The sequence below is a fragment of the uncultured Methylibium sp. genome (genome assembly GCF_902826655.1).
Classification (GTDB): Bacteria; Pseudomonadota; Gammaproteobacteria; order Burkholderiales; family Burkholderiaceae_C; genus Methylibium.
This window is the reverse complement of record NZ_CADEFR010000041.1, coordinates 1-18,848: the sequence shown is the minus strand read 5'-3', so window position 1 is coordinate 18,848 and position 18,848 is coordinate 1. Positions and strand designations below refer to the sequence as shown.

The window sequence follows — 18,848 nt, the reverse complement described above, 5'->3', positions numbered from 1 at the left end:
TGTCCTCGCGCGGCTCAGGCCTTGGCTTCGCCGATCAGCAACTTGCTGTCCGACAGGAAGGTGTACAGCGGCACCTCGAGGTTGTCGGGGGCGGGCTTGTTCTTGTAGACGCGGCCGGCCATGTCGAACAGCGAGCCGTGGCAGGGGCACAGGAAGCCGCCGGTCCAGTCGTCGGGCACCGACGGCTGCGGGCCCGGGGTGAACTTGTCGCTCGGCGAGCAGCCCAGGTGCGAGCAGATGCCGATGACGACCAGGATCTCCGGCTTGACGGAGCGCCACTCGTTGCGGGTCGACTCCATCGGCGTGACCTCTTCGGGCTTTCGCAACGACTTCGGGTCGGCCACCAGGGCGTCGGTCTTCTTCAGCGACTCGAGCTGCTCGGGCGTGCGGCGCACGATCCAGACCGGCTTGCCGCGCCACTCGACGGTCATCTTCTCGCCGGGCTTGAGGTTGCTGATATCCGCCTCGACGGCCGCGCCGGCCGCGCGCGCGCGGTCGGACGGCTGGAAACTGCTGACGAAGGGGACGGCCGTGGCCACACCGCCGATCGCCCCGGCGCAACCGGAGGCGATCAACCAGGTCCGCTTGCCCTGGTCGACTTGCTGCTCGCTCATGGATTTCCTCGGAAGGACGCTTGGATTCCTGATCAACCGGGGATTCTAGACGACAGCCTCCCCGCCGGCGCCTGACAGCGATGGCGGCGGCCGGGCGGCCGCGGGTTGACTTGGGGCCAAGCTGGGGAATACTCGCTTGCCGCGCGATCCCGGCACCGGACCGGGGCCCGGCTCATCAACCAAGTGGAGGGGTGCATGTCGTTCATGACCGAGTTCAAGGAGTTCGCCGTCAAGGGCAACGTCATCGACCTGGCGGTCGGCGTGATCATCGGGGGAGCATTCGGCAAGATCGTCGACTCGATCGTCGGGGACCTGATCATGCCGGTGGTCAGCAAGCTGTTCGGCGGCCTCGACTTCTCCAACTACTACCTGGCCCTGTCCGGCCAGGCGGCCGGCCTGCCGCTCGCCGAGGCCAAGAAGGCCGGCGCGGTGTTCGCCTATGGCAGTTTCATCACGGTCGCGCTCAATTTCGCGATCCTGGCATTCATCATCTTCCTGATGATCAAGCAGATCAACCGCCTGAAGAAGGACGTGCCGCCCGCACCGCCCGCCGCGCCGCCCGAGGACGTGGTCCTGCTGCGCGAGATCCGCGACGCCCTGAGAAAGTGATCCCCACGCGAGCAGCGGCGGCCGCCGGACTGCTCGCGGCCCCGACGCCCGCCACGTGAACGATCCCTACATCCAGGCCGCGCTGCAGGCGGCCAGCCTGCGCATCCAGGGCACGGTGACGGCCGTCGCCGAGCGGCTGATCGAGACCATCGCGCTGCACACGCCGGCCTTCACCAGCGCCTGGGAGCGGCAGGCCCGCAGCGGCGCGCAGTTCGACCTGCGCCGCAAGCTGCCCGACTTCAACCACCTGTTCGGCTCGGCACTGCGCGAGAAGATCTACCAGCAGGCCGAGCCGCGCAGCACCTCGTCGCGCTCGCTGGCGACGACCACGTTCGAGTCGCTCAGTCTGGTCGGTGACGATGAGGTCGACGAGCGCGTGTCGGCCGAGCGCCTGAGCATGCAGGTGCTGCACGAGTCCGAGTGGGAACTGCGCGAACTCGATGCCTACATGGCCGGGCTGCTGCACATCGCGCAGCCCGAGCCCGAGCGTAACCCGCTGCGCCCCGAGGTGGTGGGTCGCGCGCTGCGGCGGGCGATCCACGGCGTGACCGAAGCGCCCGAGCACCGCAACGTGCTGGCGCAGGAGTTCGGCCGGGGCCTCGCGTCGGCCATGAAGGCCTGCTACGCCAGCATCGTGACCGACCTGCGCGAGCGCGGCGTGCAGCCGGTCGGGCTGGCGCTGAAGACCGTGCAGGGGCCGGGCAACGAGTTGCCGCGCGAGATGCTGCGCGAGGCCGGCGGCTACCAGACCTCGGGCTACAACCAGTCGGCGCGCGACCTGGCGCAGGCCGAGCAGATGCTGAGCTCGCTGTTCGGCATCGCGCTGCCGCAGGCGCTGCAGGCCGTGTCCGGGCCGGGCGCGCTCGATGCGCTGTCCGGATCGGGCGGCCTGGGAGGGGCGGGCGGACGGCGCCCCGGCGGGGGTTCAGGGTCGGGCCCGGGCTACAGCGGCGGCGGCGGCGGGGGTGGGGGCGGCTACGGCGGCGGCGGTCTTCCCGGAAGCTACGCGCCCGGCCCGTCGGGCCCGCACGATGGCACACCGGGCTTTCCACCGATCGAGCCTGGCCGTCGGGGGCCGTCTGGCGACGCCCAGATGATGGACATCCTGCGGCGCCTCAGCGCCGCGAGCGTCATGGCCGGCGAAGCACATTCGTCGGCGGCCGCGGAACTGGGGCGCCAGGGTGGTCCGTCGACCGGCAGCCCGCGCCACAGCGGGCTGGGCGGCACTTCGTCCAACCTCGCCCCGCTGGCCGGCCTGATGGCGGCCAACGTGATCCGCCAGCATCGCGACGAGCTGATGCGCGCCTCGTCCGGCACGCTGGACCACATGGTGATCGACGTGGTCGCCGCGCTGTTCGACCAGGTGCTGTCCGACAGCAAGGTGCCGCCGCAGATGGCACGCCAGATCGCGCGGCTGCAACTGCCGGTGCTGCGGGCGGCGCTCAAGGACGTCGGCTTCTTCAGCTCGCGCCGGCACCCGGTGCGGCGCTTCGTCAACCGCATCGCGTCGCTGGCCGCCGCCTACGAGGACCTCGAGCAGGGCCCCGGACGGCAGTTCCTCGACAAGGTACGCCTGCTGGTGCAGGAGATCGTCGAAGGCGACTTCGACCAGATGGACCTGTACGAGTCCAAGCTGCAGGCCATCGAGGCGCTGATCCAGGAACAGAGCGCCGAGGACGGCGGCAGCCACGCGCCGGCGGCGGCCCTGCTGGGCGGCAAGGAGACCCAGCTGCGCATCCAGCAGCGCTACATGCGCGAGCTGAAGGCGCACCTGGAGCCGGTGCCGATCCCGGACTTCGTGCGCGACTTCCTGGCCCAGGTATGGAGCCAGGTCCAGGTCCAGGCCGCCGGGCCGGGCGGGTCGCCGGAACTGGCCGACCGCGCGAACCGCGCCGCCCGCGAGCTGGCGCTGTCGGTGCAACCCAAGGGCGAGCCCCAGCTGCGCAGGAACTTCCTGATGATCCTGCCGCAGCTGATGAAGGACCTCAACGAGGGCCTCGCGCTGATCCGCTGGCCGGAGGCGGCCAAGAAGGAGTTCTTCGCGCAGCTGCTGCCGCGCCACGCCGAGTCGCTGAAGACGGCACCGCTGACGGACTTCGAGCAGCGCCAGCTCAAGCACCAGCTCGACCAGGTCGGCAAGGTCACGATCCCGACGGCCGAGGATCTGGCGCCCAGCATGCCGGCCGAGCTGCCGGCCGCGCAGGAGCATGCGGCGCCGCTGACCTTCTCGGCCGAGGAAGCGGCGCAGATCGGCCTGGTCGAGGAGAGCGCGGTCGACTGGGACGGCAAGGTCGACATCGACCTCGCGGAATCGGGCGGTGCGCCCGGCGAGCCGGGCGACGCGGCCGACGTCGACATCGTGCTCGAGGCGCTGGCGCCGGAAGGTGCGGCGCCCACGCACGGCCCGCAGCTGGTCCACCACCTGCAGACCGGCATCGCCTACCGCATGCACGTCGAGGGCCGCTGGCAACGCGTGCGTCTCAACTGGATCAGCCCGGGCCGCGCGTTCTTCGTGTTCACGCACGGCAAGTCGCACGAAAAGACGATCTCGATGACCTCGCGCATGCTGACCCGCCTGTGCGACACCGAGCGCTTCCGCGCCTTCGAGCAGGCCGAGCTGATCGAGCGCGCCACCGCGCGAGCCCGCAAGCAGCTCGCGCAGCTGGGCGCCCCTCCCCGCGGCAGCGCAGCGGCGCAGAGCCGCCACTGAAGCTGCCGCGAGACGCGGTCAGGCCGCGCCGCTCAAGCGCCGCGCCATCGCGTAGGCGGCCACCAGGCTCGACGGGTCGGCCCGGCCGCTGCCGGCCAGATCGAAGGCCGTGCCGTGGTCCGGGCTGGTGCGCACGAAGGGCAGGCCCAGCGTCACGTTGACGCCCTGCTCCACCCCGAGGTACTTGACCGGGATCAGACCCTGGTCGTGGTACATCGCGATCACGAGGTCGAACTCGCCGCGCCGCGCCCGCATGAACACCGTGTCGGGGGCATGCGGACCCTGGGCGTCGATGCCCTCGGCCCGCGCTGCCGCGATGGCGGGCGCGATGACGCGCTGCTCCTCGTCGCCGAACAGGCCGCCCTCGCCGGCATGGGGGTTCAGCCCGGCCACCGCGATGCGCGGCAACGGGCAGCCCCAGCGCGCCGCCGCGGCATGCGCGATGCGCAGGGTCTCGAGCACGGCGTCGCGCGTCACCGCGTCGATCGCATCGCGCAGCGAGACATGGATGCTGACCAGCACCGTCTTCAGCTCGTCGTTGGCCAGCATCATGCGCACCGGCGGCATCACGCAGCCTTCGGCGGCCTCGGCCTGCAGCAGCTCGGTGTGCCCCGGGTAGGGCACGCCTGCCGCCGCGAGTGCTTCCTTGTGGATCGGCGCGGTGACGATGGCGGCGACCTCGCCGGCACGCGCCAGCGCGGCCGCATGGCGGATGCAGGCAGCGGCCGCCGCACCCGCCGCCGCATCGACACGGCCATGAGGCAGCGCCGCCAGGCCGGCCGGCAGGCCGGGCACCGCCAGCACCGGCACGCAGCGCGGCGGCACGGACGCGGCGTCCGCGGCGCGATCGATCACCGCGACCGGCAGGCTGCTGCGTTCGCCGGCGCCGACGATGGCCGCCGCCCGTCGCATCACCTCGACATCGCCGACGACGAGGCCGCCCGGCAGCGCGCCGCGCGCGAACGCCATCGCCAGGATCTCGGGGCCGATGCCACAAGGGTCGCCCATGCTCAGGGCGATCGGTGCGGTGGACGGGTCAGGCGGGGTTATCAATGTCGATGAACTCGTGCTCGAGGTCGAACAGCTGCGCGACATGGGCGCCGACGGCCGGCGCGCCGAAGCGCTCGGTGGCGTGGTGCCCGCAGGCGTAGAAGGCCACGCCGGTCTCGCGCGCGATGTGGGCCTGCGGCTCCGAGATCTCGCCGGTCAGGTAGGCGTCGGCACCGGCCGTGATCGCCGCCTCGAAGTAGCCCTGCGCGCCGCCAGTGCACCAGGCCACGCGCTTGATCGGCCGGCCATCGCCGTCCACCACCACCGGTGCACGACCGAGGCGGAACTGCAGCAGCGCCGACAAGGCCGCGCCGGTCAGCGGCTGCGGCGGGCGCCCGATGCAGCCGAGGTCCTGCTCGCCGAATCGACCCTCGGTCTGGAACCTGAGCTTGGCACCCAGCTGCGCGTTGTTGCCGTGCTCGGCATGCGCATCGAGCGGCAGGTGGTAGGCGAAGAGGTTGAGGTCGTGCTTCAGCAGCGCGGCGACGCGTTGCCGCAGCCAGCCCGTCAGGCGCCCGTCGTGCCCGCGCCAGAACAGGCCGTGGTGGACCAGCACGGCATCGGCTCCGGCCGCAGCGGCGGCCTCGATGAAAGCCAGGCTCGCGGTCACCCCGCTCACCAGCTTGCGGACCTCCTTGCGGCCCTCGACCTGCAGACCGTTCGGCCCATAATCCTTGAACCGGCCCACGTCCAGCAGGCCTGCGAGGTACTTTTCGAGCTCGTCGCGGCTGGTCACTTGTCCTTCTCCCATGCGCAGAACCTGGCTGATTTTCTCCCAAGCCGTGACCGTGGCCCTGGCGGTGTTGTTCGTCGTCGCCACCTTGAAGCCCGAATGGCTGCAGCGGCGCCCGCTGGCCGCGGTGATCAGCACCCTGCCGGCCAGCCCGATCCAGCCGGTGGCGCTGGGCCCGGGCAGCGGCGGCGCCAGCTACGCGGCGGCAGCGCGCCGGGCCTCGCCGGCGGTGGTGAGCGTGATCACCAGCAAGACGCCGGGCTCTCGCCATCCGCGCTCCAACGATCCGTGGTTCCGCTACTTCTTCGGCGACCCGGACGAGCAGTCCCAGAGCGGCATCGGCTCCGGCGTCATCGTCTCGCCCGAAGGCTACGTGCTGACGAACAACCACGTCATCGAGCGCATGGACGACATCGAGGTCCAGCTCTCCGATGGCCGGCGTGCCCATGCCGAAGTCATCGGCACCGATCCCGAGGCCGACGTCGCGGTGCTGCGCATCAAGCTCGACAAGCTGCCGGCCGTGGCCTTCGGCAACTCCGACGCCCTGCAGGTCGGTGACGTCGTGCTGGCCATCGGCAACCCCTTCGGCGTCGGCCAGACCGTCACCTCGGGCATCGTCTCGGCGCTGGGCCGCAACCAGCTCGGCATCAACACCTTCGAGAACTTCATCCAGACCGATGCGGCCATCAACCCCGGCAACTCCGGCGGCGCGCTGATCGACGCGGCCGGCAACCTGATGGGCATCAACACCGCGATCTACTCGCGCAGCGGCGGCAACCTGGGCATCGGCTTCGCCATTCCCGTGTCGACGGCGCGCCAGGTGATGGAAGCGCTGATCCGCGACGGCGAGGTGCGGCGCGGCTGGATCGGCGTCGAGCCGCGCGACCTGACCCCCGAGATCGCCGAGACCTTCAACCTCAAGGCCACCGAGGGTGTACTGATCACCGGCGTGCTGCAGGGCGGCCCGGCCAGCGACGGCGGCCTGCGCCCGGGCGACGTGGTCGTGCGCGTGGCCGACACGCCGGTGCGCAACACCGCCCAGCTGCTCAATGCCGTCGCGGCGCTGAAACCGCAGTCGCGCGCCCGCCTCGCGGTGCAGCGCGGCGACAAGGCGGTCGAGGTGCAGGTCACGGTCGCGCAGCGGCCGAAGGCGCGGCCGCAGCGCGAATAGCGGCGCCCGACCGGTTCTTCAGGACGCGGCGCGGTCTTCGGGCGCCGCATCGGGCGCCTGGGTGTGCTTGATGAAGATCCGCGCCGCCCAGATGCCGATCTCGTAGAGGATGCACATCGGGATCGCCAGCGCCAGCTGCGAGATCACGTCGGGCGGCGTGACGACCGCTGCGATGATGAAGGCCACCACGATGAAGTAGCCGCGGAAGGCCTTCAGCTTCTCGATCGAGACCACCCCCATGCGCGCCAGCACGACCACGGCCACGGGCACCTCGAAAGCCGCGCCGAAGGCGATGAACATCGACAGCACGAAGCCGAGATAGGCCTCGATGTCCGGCGCCGCGGTGATGCTCTTGGGCGCGAAGCCCTGGATGAACTTGAACACCTGGCCGAACACGAAGAAGTAGCAGAAGGCCACGCCCATCAGGAACAGCAGCGTGCTGGACACGACCAGCGGCAGCACCAGCTTCTTCTCGTGGCTGTAGAGGCCCGGCGCGACGAAGGCCCAGACCTGGTACAGCACGACCGGCAGCGCCAGCAGGAAGCCGGCCATCAGCGTGATCTTCAACGGCACCAGGAAGGGCGAGATCACGTTGGTCGCGATCAGCGTCGCGCCGGCCGGCAGCTGGGCCACCAGCGGTGCGGCCAGCAGGTCGTAGAGCGCGGACGGGCCGGGCCACAGCGCCAGCACGCCGAAGCCGACGACGATCGCCGCCACCGCGCGGATCAGGCGATCGCGCAGTTCGATCAGGTGGGCGACGAAGGGCTGCTCGCTGCCTTCGAGCTCGTCGCGGGGGTCCGGGGTAGCCACGGACCTAGCGCACGCCCGGCGGCCGGAAGCGCGCCACCCGGGCCGCACCCGACTGTGCCCGGGCACGCACGCCGTGGCGCTGCTTGTACCACTGCGGCACGGCGCCTCGCTTCAGGCGCCAGTTCTTCTTCGGGGCCTTGTACGGCAACGGCGGCTCGCTCAAGGTCGTGCCGGCGTGATACATCTCGCCGCTGCCGTCGCCCTCGCTGCCGGCGGAGGTCGACAACTCGCCCCAGGCCTGGTTCATCTCGCTGCTGGCCTGCTGGACCTCGCTCGAGACGCTCTGCTCGACGTTGCGCGCGGCGTCCTCGAACTGCGTCTTCATCTTCTTCAGTTCTTCGAGCTCGATCGACCGGTTGACCTCGGCCTTGACGTCGGCAACGTAGCGCTGCGCCTTGCCCATCATGTGACCGACGGTGCGCGCCACGCGCGGCAGCTTCTCGGGGCCGATGACGATCAACGCCACCGCACCGATCAGTGCGATCTTGTCGAAGCCGAAGTCGATCATGCGGGGCCCGAGGCGGACACTCAGCTCTTCTGCTTCGCCTCGACGTCGACGGTGTTGGCGTCGGCGCTCTTGCTGGTGGTGACCTGCTGGGCCGGGCCGGCCGGGTCGGCGCCGGCATTCGCCGAGCCGTCGCGCACGCCGTCCTTGAAGCCCTTGACGGCGCCGCCGAGGTCGCTGCCGATGTTCTTGAGCTTCTTGGTGCCGAACACGAGCACGACGATCAACAGAACGACCAGCCAATGCCAGATGCTGAAGGAACCCATGGTGTACTCCTGAGGACGCTGGGGTGACGCGCAGCCGCGGATTCTAGGCCCGCGCCCATGTCAGATCGGTGTGGCGGGGTCGAGTTCAACCCTTGGTCCAGGGGCGCGGGCCACCGATCACGTGCATGTGCAGGTGGTAGACCTCCTGGAGGCCGTCCTTGCCGGTGTTGATCAGCGTCCGGAAGCCGTTGGTGACGCCCAGGTCGCGCATCAGCCGGGGCGCCAGGCCCAGCATGTGGCCCAACAGGCCCTCGTCGCCGGGCCCGACGTCGGCCAGCGTCGCGATGTGGCGCTTGGGGATCACCAGCACGTGCACCGGCGCCCAGGGGTTGATGTCGTGGAAGACGAGCACCTGCTCGTCCTCGTGGGCCTTCTTCGCCGGGATCTGGCCGGCGACGATCTTGCAGAAGATGCAGTTCGGATCGTGGGTGCTCATGGTCGATGCGATTCAGGTCGGCATCGGCTGGTTGCCGTTGAGGTTGAGCCAGCCGCGGATGACGCGGTAGAGGAACCAGATCGAGATGAGGATCCAAGCGATGTAGCCCGGCAGCACCAGCAGGAACCACAGCGGCAGCGTCACCAGGTACAGCCCGCCGGCCCACAGCACGCTGCGGATGCGCCAGCTGAAGTGGGACGCCTGCCAGGTCCCGGCCGCCTCGTCCTTCTTGACGACGTCGATGATGAAGGCGATCACCAGCAGCGCGATGCCGGGCTGGAAGCTCGGGATCACCGCCCCGACCGCGACGATCAGGTGCAGCAGGTAGCTGATGGTGCCGACGGTCTTGAGCGAACGCTCGCGTTCGCCGTTGTCGATCACGGTATTCATATGCCCTTGGCCTCCCGGTCCTGTGCCTTGCGTGCCGCGAATTCTTCCAGACCCGACAAACCCTCGCGCCGCTCCAGCTCGGCCAGCACCTCGGCCGGCGTCAGGCCGAACTGCGCCAGCGCGATCATCGAGTGGAACCACAGGTCGGCGGTCTCGTAGACGATCTTCTGGCGGTCGCCGTCCTTGGCGGCCATCACCAGCTCGGTCGCCTCCTCGCCGATCTTCTTGAGGATCGCGTCGCTGCCCTTGTGGAACAGGCGCGCGACATAGCTCTTGTCGGGGTCGCCGGTGCGGCGCGCGTCGATCACGGCGGCGAGGCGCGCCAGGGTGTCGTCGGACGTGGGGCCGCTCATCTGTAGATGCGCTCCGGATCCTCCAGCACCGGCTCGACGGCCTGCCAGGTGCCGCTCTCGTAGCGCTGGTAGAAGCAGCTGTGGCGGCCCGTGTGGCAGGCGATGGTCGGATCGTGGCCGAGCTGGTCGACCTTGAGCAGCAGCACGTCGCTGTCGCAGTCCAGTCGCATGTCGCGCACCTTCTGGATGTGGCCGCTCTCCTCGCCCTTGTGCCACAGGCGGCCGCGCGACCGGCTCCAGTAGACGGCCTCGCCGAGTTCGGCGGTGCGCGCCAGCGCCTCGCGGTTCATCCAGGCGAACATCAGAACGTCGCCGCTCGACGCCTCCTGCGCGATCACCGGCAACAGGCCGTCGCGGTCCCAGGCAATGTCGTCAAGCCAGCTCATGCTGGGCAGTTTAGCGGTCAGAGACGAACCGGGATGCCACGCTGGGCGAGCAGCGCCTTGGCCTGCCCGACGGTGAAGGTCCCGTAGTGGAAGATGCTGGCGGCCAGCACCGCGTCGGCGCCGCCGATCTGGATGCCCTCGGCCAGGTGCTCCAGCGCGCCGACGCCGCCGGAGGCGATCACCGGAATGGACACCGCGTCGCTGACCGCGCGGGTCAAGGGCAGGTTGAAGCCGATCTGCGTGCCGTCGCGGTCCATGCTGGTCAGCAAGATCTCGCCGGCGCCGTGGTCGGCCATCTGGCGCGCCCAGGCGACAGCGTCGATCCCGGTGTTCTTTCGCCCGCCGTGGGTGTAGACCTCCCAACCACCGTCGCCGTCGGCCTTCGACTTGGCGTCGATCGCGACCACGATGCACTGCGCGCCGTACCTGTCGGAAGCATCGCGGATGACCTGCGGGTCGGCGACGGCGGCCGAGTTGAAGCTGACCTTGTCGGCCCCGGCGTTCAACAGCCGGCGCACGTCGTCGACGCTGCGCACGCCACCGCCGACGGTCAGCGGGATGAAGACCTGCGAGGCCACCGCCTCGATGATCGGCAGGATGAGGTCGCGGCCGTCCGAGGTGGCGGTGATGTCGAGGAAGGTCAGCTCGTCGGCGCCCTGCTCGTTGTAGCGCGCGGCGATCTCGACCGGGTCGCCGGCGTCGCGCAACTCGACGAAGTTGACGCCCTTGACGACGCGGCCGCCGGTGACATCGAGGCAGGGGATGATGCGCTTGGCGAGCATCAAGCTTCGCCGTTCAAGGCGTCGGCTCGCGCCTGCGCCGCCGCGAAGTCGAGGTCGCCGGTGTAGATCGCCCGCCCGCAGATCACGCCCTCGACGCCCTCGCCTTCCACCTCGCACAGCCGCTCGATGTCGGCCAGGCCCTTGAGGCCACCGGAGGCGATCACCGGAATGCTCAGCGCCTGCGCCAGCTTCACGGTGGCCTCGATGTTGATGCCCGAGAGCATGCCGTCGCGGCCGATGTCGGTGTAGATCACGCCCTCGACGCCGTAGTCCTGGAACTTTTGCGCCAGGTCGATCACCTCGTGGCCGGTCAGCTTGCTCCAGCCGTCGGTGGCGACCTTGCCGTCCTTGGCGTCCAGGCCGACGATGATGTGGCCGCCGAAGGCCGTGCAGGCATCGCGCAGGAAACCCGGGTTCTTGACCGCCGCGGTGCCGATGATGACGAAGGACAGGCCGTCGTCGAGGTAGCGCTCGATGGTGTCGAGGTCGCGGATGCCACCGCCCAGCTGCACCGGGATCTCGTCGCCCACCTCCGCCAGGATGGCCTTGATCGCCGGCTCGTTGACCGGCTTGCCGGCGAAGGCGCCGTTCAGGTCCACCAGGTGCAGCCGGCGCGCGCCGGCATCGAGCCAGCGCCGCGCCATGGCGGCCGGGTCCTCGCCGAAGGTCGTGGAAGCCTCCATGTCGCCCTGCTTCAGGCGAACGCAGCGGCCGTCTTTCAGGTCGATCGCGGGAATCAGCAGCATGGCCGGCAGCGGGATATCGGCAGGGAGCGGGTCGGTCAGGGACGCCAGTCGAGGAAATTGCGGTACAGGGCCAGGCCGTGTGCGGCGCTCTTCTCGGGGTGGAACTGGGTGGCAAAAATGTTATCGCGCGCCACCGCGCTGGTAAAGCGCGCGCCGTACTCGGTTTCGCCACTGCTGTGGACCGCCTCGGCCGGCACGGCGTAGTAGCTGTGCACGAAGTAGAACCAGCTGTCGTCGGGCACGCCGACCCACAGGGCGTGGGGCCGGGCCTGGCGGACGCGGTTCCAGCCCATCTGCGGCACCTTGTAGCGGCTGCCGTCGGGCTGCGTCTGACCCTCCAGCCGGAAGCGCCTCACCCGGCCGGGGATCAGGCCCAGGCCCGGCGTGTCCTGCTCCTCGCTGTGGTCCAGCAGCATCTGCATGCCCACGCAGACGCCCATCAACGGCTTGCTGGCCGCGGCGTCCAGCACCGCGGCGAGCAGCGCGCCATCGTGGGCCTCGCGCAACTCGCGCATGCAGTCGCGCATCGCGCCCTGGCCGGGCAGCACGACACGCTCGGCCGCCCGCACGACGGCGGGATCGGCGGTGACCACGACGGTCACGTCCGTGGACGTCGCCGCATGGATCACCGCCTGCGAGACGGAGTGCAGGTTGCCCATGCCGTAGTCGACGACGGCGACCGTTCTCATGAGGCTAGAGACTGCCCTTGGTGGACGGTATGACGCCCGCCATCCGCGGATCGCGCTCCAGCGCCATGCGCAGCGCCCGCGCGAAGGCCTTGAACACCGTCTCGCACTGGTGGTGGGCGTTGTCGCCGAACAGGTTGTCGATGTGCAGCGTGACGCCGGCGTGGTTGACGAAGCCCTGGAAGAACTCGTAGACCAGCTGGGTGTCCAGCGCACCGATCATCCCGGCCTTGAAGGGCACGCGCATGTGCAGCCCGGGGCGGCCGGAGAAGTCGACCACCACGCGCGACAGCGCCTCGTCCAGCGGCACGTAGGCATGGCCGTAGCGGCGGATGCCCTTCTTGTCGCCGACCGCCTTGGCGAAGGCCTGGCCGACGGTGATGCCGACATCCTCCACCGTGTGATGGCCGTCGATGTGCAGGTCACCCTGGCAGTCGATCTCCAGGTCGATCAGGCCGTGGCGCGCCAGCTGGTCCAGCATGTGGTCGAAGAAGCCGATGCCGGTGGCGAGCTTGGCGACGCCGCTGCCGTCGAGGTCGATGCGGACGCGGATCCTGGTTTCGGCGGTGTCGCGGCGGACTTCGGCGATGCGATGAGGTTCGGTCATGACAGGATGCCTTTCAGGGCCGCGATCATCTGGTCGTTCTCGGCCGGAAGGCCGACGGTGAGGCGCAGGCAGTTCGCCAGCAAAGGGTGCAGGCCGGAGACGTTCTTGACCAGCACGCCGCGCGCCTTGAGGCCGTCGAAGACGGCCTTCGCATCGGGCACGCGCACCAGCACCATGTTGGCCTCGCTCGGGTGGGGCGTGACGCCGGGCATGGCGCGCAGCGCGGCGACCAGCCGCGTGCGCTCGCTGCGCAGCGCGGCGGCCTGGTGCGCGAACTCATCCTCGTGCTCCAGCGCGAACAGCGCCGCCTCGCAGTTCAGCACGCTCACGTTGTACGGCGGGCGGACCTTGTCGATCTCGGCCACCAGCGCGGCCGGCCCGATCAGGTAACCCAGGCGCACGCCGGCCAGGCCGAACTTGCTGAGCGTGCGCATCAGCAGCACGTGGTCGTGCCGAGCCAGCCGCTCGAGGTAGCTGCGGCTCGCGAAGGGCTGGTAGGCCTCGTCCATCACCACCAGGCCGCCGTGCTCGTGCACCGCTTCGACGATGCGCTCGATCACCGCGTCGTCCCAGAGGTTCGCGGTCGGGTTGTTCGGATAGGCGAGGTAGGTGATCGCCGGGCGGTGCTCGCGCACGGCCGCCAGCATCGCGGCCTCGTCGAGCTCGAAATCGGCCGTCAGCGGCACGCCGATGAAGCGCAGGCCTTGCAGCTTCGCCGACATCTCGTACATCACGAAGCCCGGCAGCGGCGCCAGCACGGTCGCGCCGGGGACATCGCAGGCCATCGCCAGCAGCGAGATGAGTTCGTCCGAGCCGTTGCCCAGCATCAGCGCGCAGCCCTCGGGCATGCCGGCGTGGCGGGCCAGCGCGGCGCGCAGTTCGTCGGTGCGCGTCCCGGGGTAGCGATTGAGCGCCAGCGCGCCGAGGCGCTGTCCCAGCTCGGCCTGCAGTACGGCTGGCAGGCGGTGCGGGTTCTCCATCGCATCGAGCTTCACGTAGCCCGCCGAGGGCTGGATCGCGTAGGCGTGCATGGACTGCACGTCCTGGCGCAGGAAGCGCGCCAGACGCGGCGCCAGGGGCGCGAGCGGCTGGTCGCTCATCGCTTGAGCCTCATCTCGGCCGCACGCGCGTGCGCCTGCAGACCTTCGCCATGGGCCAGCTCGGCGGCGATCGTGCCCAGCACCTGCGCGCCCTGCTCGCTCACCTCGATCAGGCTGCTGCGCTTCTGGAAGTCGTAGACCCCCAGCGGCGAGGAAAAGCGCGCCGTGCCCGAGGTCGGCAGCACATGGTTGGGGCCGGCACAGTAGTCGCCCAGCGACTCGCTCGTGTAGGCACCGAGGAAGATCGCGCCGGCGTGGCGCAGCAGCGGCTCCCAGCGTTGCGGGTCGGCCGAGCTGACTTCCAGGTGCTCCGGCGCGATGCGGTTGCTGATCTCGCAGGCCTCGTCCATCGAGCGCGTGTGGATCAGCGCGCCCCGCCCTTCGAGCGAGGCGCGGATGATCGCGGCGCGCGGCATCTCGGGCAGCAGGCGGTCGATCTCGCGCTGCACCGCGTCGATGTAGGCGGCGTCGGGGCACAGCAGGATGCTCTGCGCCAGTTCGTCGTGCTCGGCCTGGCTGAACAGGTCCATCGCGACCCAGTCCGGCGGCGTCGTGCCGTCGGCCAGCACCAGGATCTCGCTGGGGCCGGCGATCATGTCGATGCCGACGGTGCCGAACACGCGCTTCTTGGCGCTGGCCACGTAGGCGTTGCCGGGGCCGGTGATCTTGTCGACCTTGGGCACGGCAGCCGTGCCGTAGGCCAGCGCGGCCACCGCCTGCGCCCCGCCGATCGTGAAGGCGCGGGTGACGCCGGCCACGTGCGCGGCGGCCAGCACCAGGGGGTTTCGTTCGCCCTTCGGCGTCGGCACCACCATCACGATCTCGCCCACACCGGCCACGCGGGCCGGCACGGCGTTCATCAGCAGGCTGGACGGGTAGGCCGCCTTGCCGCCGGGCACGTAGATGCCGACCCGGTCCAGCGGCGTGACCTTCTGGCCCAGGAGCGTGCCGTCCTCGTCGCGGTAGCTCCAGCTGCGGCCGGTCGCCTCGAGCTGGCGCTCGTGGTAGCTGCGGATGCGGGCAGCGGCCTGCTGCAGCGCGTCGCGCCGGGCCGGCGTGATGGCCTCGAAGGCGGCCGCGAAGTCGTCGGCCTTCAGTTCCAGCGCCGCCATCGACGCGGCCTGCAGGTCGTCGAAGCGTGCCGTGCACTCCAGCACGGCCGCGTCGCCGCGCACCTGCACGTCGGCCAGGATCGCGGCCACGCGCTGCTCGATCGCGTCGTCGGTCTCGGCGGACCAGTGCAGCACGCGCCGGAACGCGGCCTCGAAGTCGGCTTGCGTGGTGGCGAGGCGGCGGACGGCGACCATGTTCAATCCTTGGCGACGGCCGCGGCGAAGGCGTCGATCAGCGCGCGGATCGGCTCGCGCTTGAGCTTGAGCGCCGCCTGGTTCACGACCAGCCGCGAGGAGATGTCCATGATCTTCTCGACCTCGTGCAGCGCGTTGGCCTTCAGCGTGCTGCCGGTCGACACCAGGTCGACGATCGCGTCGGCCAGCCCGGTCAGCGGCGCAAGCTCCATCGACCCGTAGAGCTTGATCAGGTCGACGTGCACGCCCTTGTCGGCGAAGTGGTCGCGTGCGACGCCGACGTACTTGGTCGCGACGCGGATGCGCGAGCCCTGCTTCACGGCGGCCGCATAGTCGAAGTCGGCGCGGGTGGCCACGCTCATGCGGCATTTCGCGATGCGCAGGTCGAGCGGCTGGTAGAGGCCCTGGCCGCCGTGCTCGAGCAGGATGTCGAGCCCGGCCACGCCGAGGTCGGCGCCGCCGTGCTGCACGTAGGTCGGCACGTCGGTCGCACGCACCAGCACCACGCGCACCTCCGGCCGCGTCGTCGGCAGGATCAGCTTGCGCGAGCGCTCGGGGTCCTCGGTGACCTCGATGCCGGCGGCCTTCAGCAGCGGCAGCGACTCGTCGAAGATGCGGCCTTTGGAGAGTGCGAGGGTGATGCCGCTCATTTCATGCGCTCGATGTCGGCCCCCAGGCCGCGCAGCTTGGCTTCCATCCGGTCGTAGCCGCGATCGAGGTGGTAGATGCGGTCGACCACGGTCTCGCCATCGGCCACCAGGCCGGCGATGACCAGGCCGGCCGAGGCGCGCAGGTCGGTGGCCATCACCGTGGCCCCCGACAGCTGCGGCACGCCGGTGACGACCGCGGTGTGGCCGTCGACCTCGATGCGGGCGCCCAGGCGCACCAGTTCGTTGACGTGCATGAAGCGGTTCTCGAAGATCGTCTCGGTGACGAGCGCCGTGCCGTCGGCCACGCAGTCCAGCGCCATGAACTGCGCCTGCATGTCGGTGGGGAACGCCGGGTACTCGCTGGTGCGGAAACCCACCGCCTTGAGCCGGCCGTCGGAGCGCACGCGCACGCCGCCACCCTCCGCCTCGACCTGGGCGCCGGCCTCGCGCAGCTTCTCGATCACCGCGTCCAGGTGGTCGCTGCGCGCGCCCTTCAGCAGCACGTCGCCGCCGGTCGCCGCCACCGCGCACAGGAAGGTACCGGCCTCGATGCGGTCGGGCACGATGCGGTGCCCCCCGGCCGGTGCGTGCAGGCGCTTCACGCCCTGGATGCGGATCTGGCTCGTGCCCTGGCCTTCGATGCGGGCGCCCATCGCGATCAGCAGCTCGGCCAGGTCCGGAATCTCGGGCTCGCGGGCCGCGTTCTCGAGCACCGTCTCGCCGTCGGCCAGGGTCGCGGCCATCAGCAGGTTCTCGGTGCCGGTCACGGTGACCATGTCGGTCGTGATGCGGGCGCCCTTCAGGCCCTGCGGTGCCTTGGCGAGGATGTAGCCGTGCTCGACGCTGATCTGCGCGCCCATCGCCTGCAGGCCCTTGATGTGCTGATCCACCGGCCGCGAACCGATGGCGCAGCCGCCCGGCAGCGACACCGTGGCCTCGCCGAAGCGCGCCAGCAGCGGCCCCAGCACCAGGATCGAGGCGCGCATGGTCTTGACCAGGTCGTACGGCGCCTCGGGGCTGGTGACACGGCTGGCGTCGATGCTCACGACATCGGGGCGATCGGTGCTGCGCTCGGCGCTCGCACCCATGTTGCGCAGCAGCTTCAGCGTCGTCGCCACGTCCTGCAGGCTGGGCACGTTGTGCAGCGTGACCGGCTCGTCGGTCAGCAGCGCGGCGCACAGTTCCGGCAGCGCCGCGTTCTTGGCGCCGGAGATCGGGACCTCGCCCTTCAGGGGCCGGCCACCGCGGATGAGAAGTTTGTCCATGGTGCGGTTGCGTCAACCGCCCCATCCACGCGCCTGCACGACCCGCCCTCGGCAACGAGGGAGCGCACAGGCCGCGCCAACAGGGCGGCCCGTGTTCAGTGGTGGTGGGCGACGGCGCTGCGGGCCACGGGGCCCTGCAGCGCGAATTCGGCCGGCGTCAACGTCTTCATCGACAGCGCGTGGATTTGTTCGCGCATTCTATCGCCCAGGGCGGCGTAGACGCGCTGGTGGCGCTGGATGCGGCTGAGGCCGTCGAACTCGGCCGCGACGATGGTGGCGAAGAAGTGGCGCCCGTCGCCCTCGACCTGCAGGTGCTCGCAGGCGAGCCCCTGCGCGAGGTAGCGCTGCACGTCGTCGGCGGTCGGTTCGGCCATGGCAGGAGTGTATCGGCGGGGCCGGATCAATGGCGCAGCTTGTAGCCGGTCTTCAGCAGGTGCAGCGCGACGCCGGCCACGATCGCGAAGCTCGCGGCCACCACCGCAAGGCTGATCCAGGGCGACACATCGCTGATGCCGAAGAAGCCGCGCCGGAAGCCGTCGATCATGTAGAAGAAGGGATTCAGGTGGCTGGCGCCCTGCCAGAAGGCCGGCAGCGAGTCGACCGAATAGAACACGCCCGACAGAAAGGTCATCGGCATCACGATGAAGTTCTGGAAGGCCGCGATCTGGTCGAACTTCTCGGCCCACAGCCCCGCCACCAGGCCCAGCGCCCCCATCATCGCCGCGCCCAGCACGGCGAACACCAGCACCCAGCCGGGCTCGACCAGTCCCGGCGGCGCGAACCACACGGTGACGGCCAGCACGCCGGCGCCGACGACCAGCCCGCGCAGCACCGAGGCGCCGACGTAGGCCGCGAACCACGCCCAGTGCGACAGCGGTGTCACCAGCAGGAACACCAGGTTGCCGGTGACCTTGCTCTGGATCAGCGAGGAACTGCTGTTGGCGAAGGCGTTCTGCAGCACGCTCATCATCACCAGCCCGGGGATCAGGAAGCTGGTGTAGCCGATGCGGTCGAAGACCTTGACGTGATCCTCCAGCACGTGGCCGAAGATCAGCAGGTAGAGCACGGCCGTCAGCACCGGCGCAGCGATGGTCTGGAAGCTCACCTTCCAGAAGCGCAGGCTCTCCTTGTAGAGGAGTGTTCTCCATCCCGTCATGACAGCTCCGCCGGGCGGGTCGACGACTGCATGATCTCGAGGAACACGTCCTCCAGGTCGGCCCGGCCGATCTCCAGCTCCTCGACCTTGACGTCCGCCGTGCGCAGCGCCGCCAGCAGCGTCTCGACCTCGGCCGCGTCGCGCGCCGTCAGCTGCACGATGCGGCCGGTCACCCGCGCCTGGGCGGCGACGGCCGGCGGCAGGGCCTGGTCGGTCTTGAAACGCAGCATCGTGCTGGCGGTGCCGGCCAGCAGGTTGGCGGTGCGGTCCAGCGCGACGACGCGGCCGGCCTTGAGCATCGCGATGCGGCCGCACAGCGCCTCGGCCTCCTCGAGGTAGTGGGTGGTCAGCAGCACCGTGTGACCCTCGCGGTTGAGCCGCGCGATGAACTGCCACAGCGTCTGGCGCAGCTCCACGTCGACGCCGGCCGTCGGCTCGTCGAGCACGATCACCGGCGGGCGGTGCACCAGCGCCTGCGCCACCAGCACGCGGCGCTTCATGCCGCCCGAGAGCTGG

Annotated in this window: 24 protein-coding genes; 3 read left to right on the top strand and 21 right to left on the bottom strand. The window is 70.2% G+C overall.

Annotated elements, in window-relative coordinates:
- Positions 1-14: 14 nt before the first annotated feature.
- A complete protein-coding gene (gene petA / locus QZV97_RS15050; RefSeq protein ID WP_295643787.1) occupies positions 15-614 on the bottom strand; it encodes a ubiquinol-cytochrome c reductase iron-sulfur subunit in 600 nt (199 codons plus the stop codon).
- Between the two features lie 195 nt (positions 615-809).
- Between petA and mscL the strand changes: the two genes are divergently transcribed.
- Both mscL and QZV97_RS15040 read left to right on the top strand, forming a co-directional pair.
- Positions 810-1,223, top strand: coding sequence for a large conductance mechanosensitive channel protein MscL (gene mscL, locus QZV97_RS15045; protein WP_295643784.1), 414 nt, complete (start codon positions 810-812; stop codon positions 1,221-1,223).
- A gap of 55 nt (positions 1,224-1,278) precedes the next feature.
- The gene (locus tag QZV97_RS15040) at positions 1,279-3,933 is read left to right on the top strand and encodes a DUF1631 family protein (protein ID WP_295643781.1); all 2,655 of its coding nucleotides are present in this window, start codon (positions 1,279-1,281) and stop codon (positions 3,931-3,933) included.
- 18 nt (positions 3,934-3,951) lie between these two features.
- On the opposite strand, the gene pdxA is transcribed toward QZV97_RS15040, so the two are convergent.
- A complete protein-coding gene (gene pdxA / locus QZV97_RS15035) occupies positions 3,952-5,028 on the bottom strand; it encodes a 4-hydroxythreonine-4-phosphate dehydrogenase PdxA (RefSeq protein ID WP_295643778.1) in 1,077 nt (358 codons plus the stop codon).
- Positions 4,970-5,719 (bottom strand): Nif3-like dinuclear metal center hexameric protein, encoded by a 750-nt coding sequence (locus QZV97_RS15030; protein WP_295643775.1) that lies wholly within the window; start codon positions 5,717-5,719, stop codon positions 4,970-4,972. Before QZV97_RS15030 ends, pdxA begins: the two co-directional genes overlap by 59 nt.
- Before the next feature lie 13 nt (positions 5,720-5,732).
- Here QZV97_RS15030 and QZV97_RS15025 point away from each other — a divergent pair, with 13 nt between their 5' ends.
- Positions 5,733-6,887, top strand: a complete 1,155-nt coding sequence (locus tag QZV97_RS15025; RefSeq protein WP_295643771.1) for a trypsin-like peptidase domain-containing protein — start codon at positions 5,733-5,735, stop codon at positions 6,885-6,887.
- Positions 6,888-6,905: 18 nt separating this feature from the next.
- Here the strand turns inward: QZV97_RS15025 and tatC are convergent, their stop codons facing one another.
- The 18 genes from tatC to QZV97_RS14935 form a co-directional block, all read right to left on the bottom strand.
- A complete protein-coding gene (gene tatC, locus QZV97_RS15020; protein ID WP_295643768.1) occupies positions 6,906-7,697 on the bottom strand; it encodes a twin-arginine translocase subunit TatC in 792 nt (263 codons plus the stop codon).
- Positions 7,698-7,701: 4 nt separating this feature from the next.
- Positions 7,702-8,205 (bottom strand): Sec-independent protein translocase protein TatB, encoded by a 504-nt coding sequence (tatB, locus tag QZV97_RS15015; RefSeq protein ID WP_295643765.1) that lies wholly within the window; start codon positions 8,203-8,205, stop codon positions 7,702-7,704.
- 20 nt (positions 8,206-8,225) lie between these two features.
- A complete protein-coding gene (tatA, locus tag QZV97_RS15010; protein ID WP_295643762.1) occupies positions 8,226-8,468 on the bottom strand; it encodes a Sec-independent protein translocase subunit TatA in 243 nt (80 codons plus the stop codon).
- Between the two features lie 85 nt (positions 8,469-8,553).
- The gene (locus QZV97_RS15005; RefSeq protein WP_295643757.1) at positions 8,554-8,904 is read right to left on the bottom strand and encodes a histidine triad nucleotide-binding protein; all 351 of its coding nucleotides are present in this window, start codon (positions 8,902-8,904) and stop codon (positions 8,554-8,556) included.
- Between the two features lie 12 nt (positions 8,905-8,916).
- Entirely contained in the window at positions 8,917-9,294 is a 378-nt protein-coding gene (locus QZV97_RS15000; RefSeq protein ID WP_295643754.1) for a hypothetical protein, read from the bottom strand.
- Positions 9,291-9,647 carry a phosphoribosyl-ATP diphosphatase gene (locus tag QZV97_RS14995; RefSeq protein WP_295643750.1) on the bottom strand — a complete coding sequence of 119 codons (357 nt, stop codon included), beginning with the start codon at positions 9,645-9,647 and terminating at the stop codon, positions 9,291-9,293. The genes QZV97_RS15000 and QZV97_RS14995 overlap by 4 nt, the downstream gene beginning before the upstream one ends.
- On the bottom strand, positions 9,644-10,033 hold the full coding sequence (gene hisI, locus QZV97_RS14990; protein WP_295643748.1) for a phosphoribosyl-AMP cyclohydrolase: 390 nt from the start codon (positions 10,031-10,033) through the stop codon (positions 9,644-9,646). Before hisI ends, QZV97_RS14995 begins: the two co-directional genes overlap by 4 nt.
- A 17-nt stretch (positions 10,034-10,050) precedes the next feature.
- Complete coding sequence (gene hisF, locus QZV97_RS14985) at positions 10,051-10,815, bottom strand: imidazole glycerol phosphate synthase subunit HisF (RefSeq protein ID WP_295643745.1); 765 nt, start codon at positions 10,813-10,815, stop codon at positions 10,051-10,053.
- Positions 10,815-11,561, bottom strand: a complete 747-nt coding sequence (gene hisA, locus QZV97_RS14980) for a 1-(5-phosphoribosyl)-5-[(5-phosphoribosylamino)methylideneamino]imidazole-4-carboxamide isomerase (RefSeq protein WP_295643742.1) — start codon at positions 11,559-11,561, stop codon at positions 10,815-10,817. The genes hisF and hisA overlap by 1 nt, the downstream gene beginning before the upstream one ends.
- A gap of 35 nt (positions 11,562-11,596) precedes the next feature.
- Positions 11,597-12,250: an imidazole glycerol phosphate synthase subunit HisH gene (gene hisH / locus QZV97_RS14975; protein ID WP_295643738.1), complete on the bottom strand. Its 654-nt coding sequence runs from the start codon at positions 12,248-12,250 to the stop codon at positions 11,597-11,599.
- Positions 12,251-12,254: 4 nt separating this feature from the next.
- Positions 12,255-12,854: an imidazoleglycerol-phosphate dehydratase HisB gene (hisB, locus tag QZV97_RS14970; protein WP_295643735.1), complete on the bottom strand. Its 600-nt coding sequence runs from the start codon at positions 12,852-12,854 to the stop codon at positions 12,255-12,257.
- The gene (gene hisC, locus QZV97_RS14965; protein ID WP_295643732.1) at positions 12,851-13,954 is read right to left on the bottom strand and encodes a histidinol-phosphate transaminase; all 1,104 of its coding nucleotides are present in this window, start codon (positions 13,952-13,954) and stop codon (positions 12,851-12,853) included. Before hisC ends, hisB begins: the two co-directional genes overlap by 4 nt.
- Positions 13,951-15,267: a histidinol dehydrogenase gene (hisD, locus tag QZV97_RS14960; protein ID WP_295643729.1), complete on the bottom strand. Its 1,317-nt coding sequence runs from the start codon at positions 15,265-15,267 to the stop codon at positions 13,951-13,953. Before hisD ends, hisC begins: the two co-directional genes overlap by 4 nt.
- Complete coding sequence (gene hisG, locus QZV97_RS14955; RefSeq protein ID WP_295643726.1) at positions 15,264-15,911, bottom strand: ATP phosphoribosyltransferase; 648 nt, start codon at positions 15,909-15,911, stop codon at positions 15,264-15,266. The genes hisD and hisG overlap by 4 nt, the downstream gene beginning before the upstream one ends.
- Positions 15,908-17,176 (bottom strand): UDP-N-acetylglucosamine 1-carboxyvinyltransferase, encoded by a 1,269-nt coding sequence (gene murA / locus QZV97_RS14950; RefSeq protein ID WP_295643723.1) that lies wholly within the window; start codon positions 17,174-17,176, stop codon positions 15,908-15,910. Before murA ends, hisG begins: the two co-directional genes overlap by 4 nt.
- A gap of 95 nt (positions 17,177-17,271) precedes the next feature.
- Complete coding sequence (locus QZV97_RS14945; protein WP_295643720.1) at positions 17,272-17,550, bottom strand: BolA/IbaG family iron-sulfur metabolism protein; 279 nt, start codon at positions 17,548-17,550, stop codon at positions 17,272-17,274.
- Between the two features lie 26 nt (positions 17,551-17,576).
- Positions 17,577-18,332 (bottom strand): ABC transporter permease, encoded by a 756-nt coding sequence (locus tag QZV97_RS14940; protein ID WP_295643717.1) that lies wholly within the window; start codon positions 18,330-18,332, stop codon positions 17,577-17,579.
- On the bottom strand, positions 18,329-18,848 hold a 520-nt coding region (locus QZV97_RS14935; RefSeq protein ID WP_295643714.1), incomplete at its 5' end, for an ABC transporter ATP-binding protein. The genes QZV97_RS14940 and QZV97_RS14935, both read right to left, overlap by 4 nt.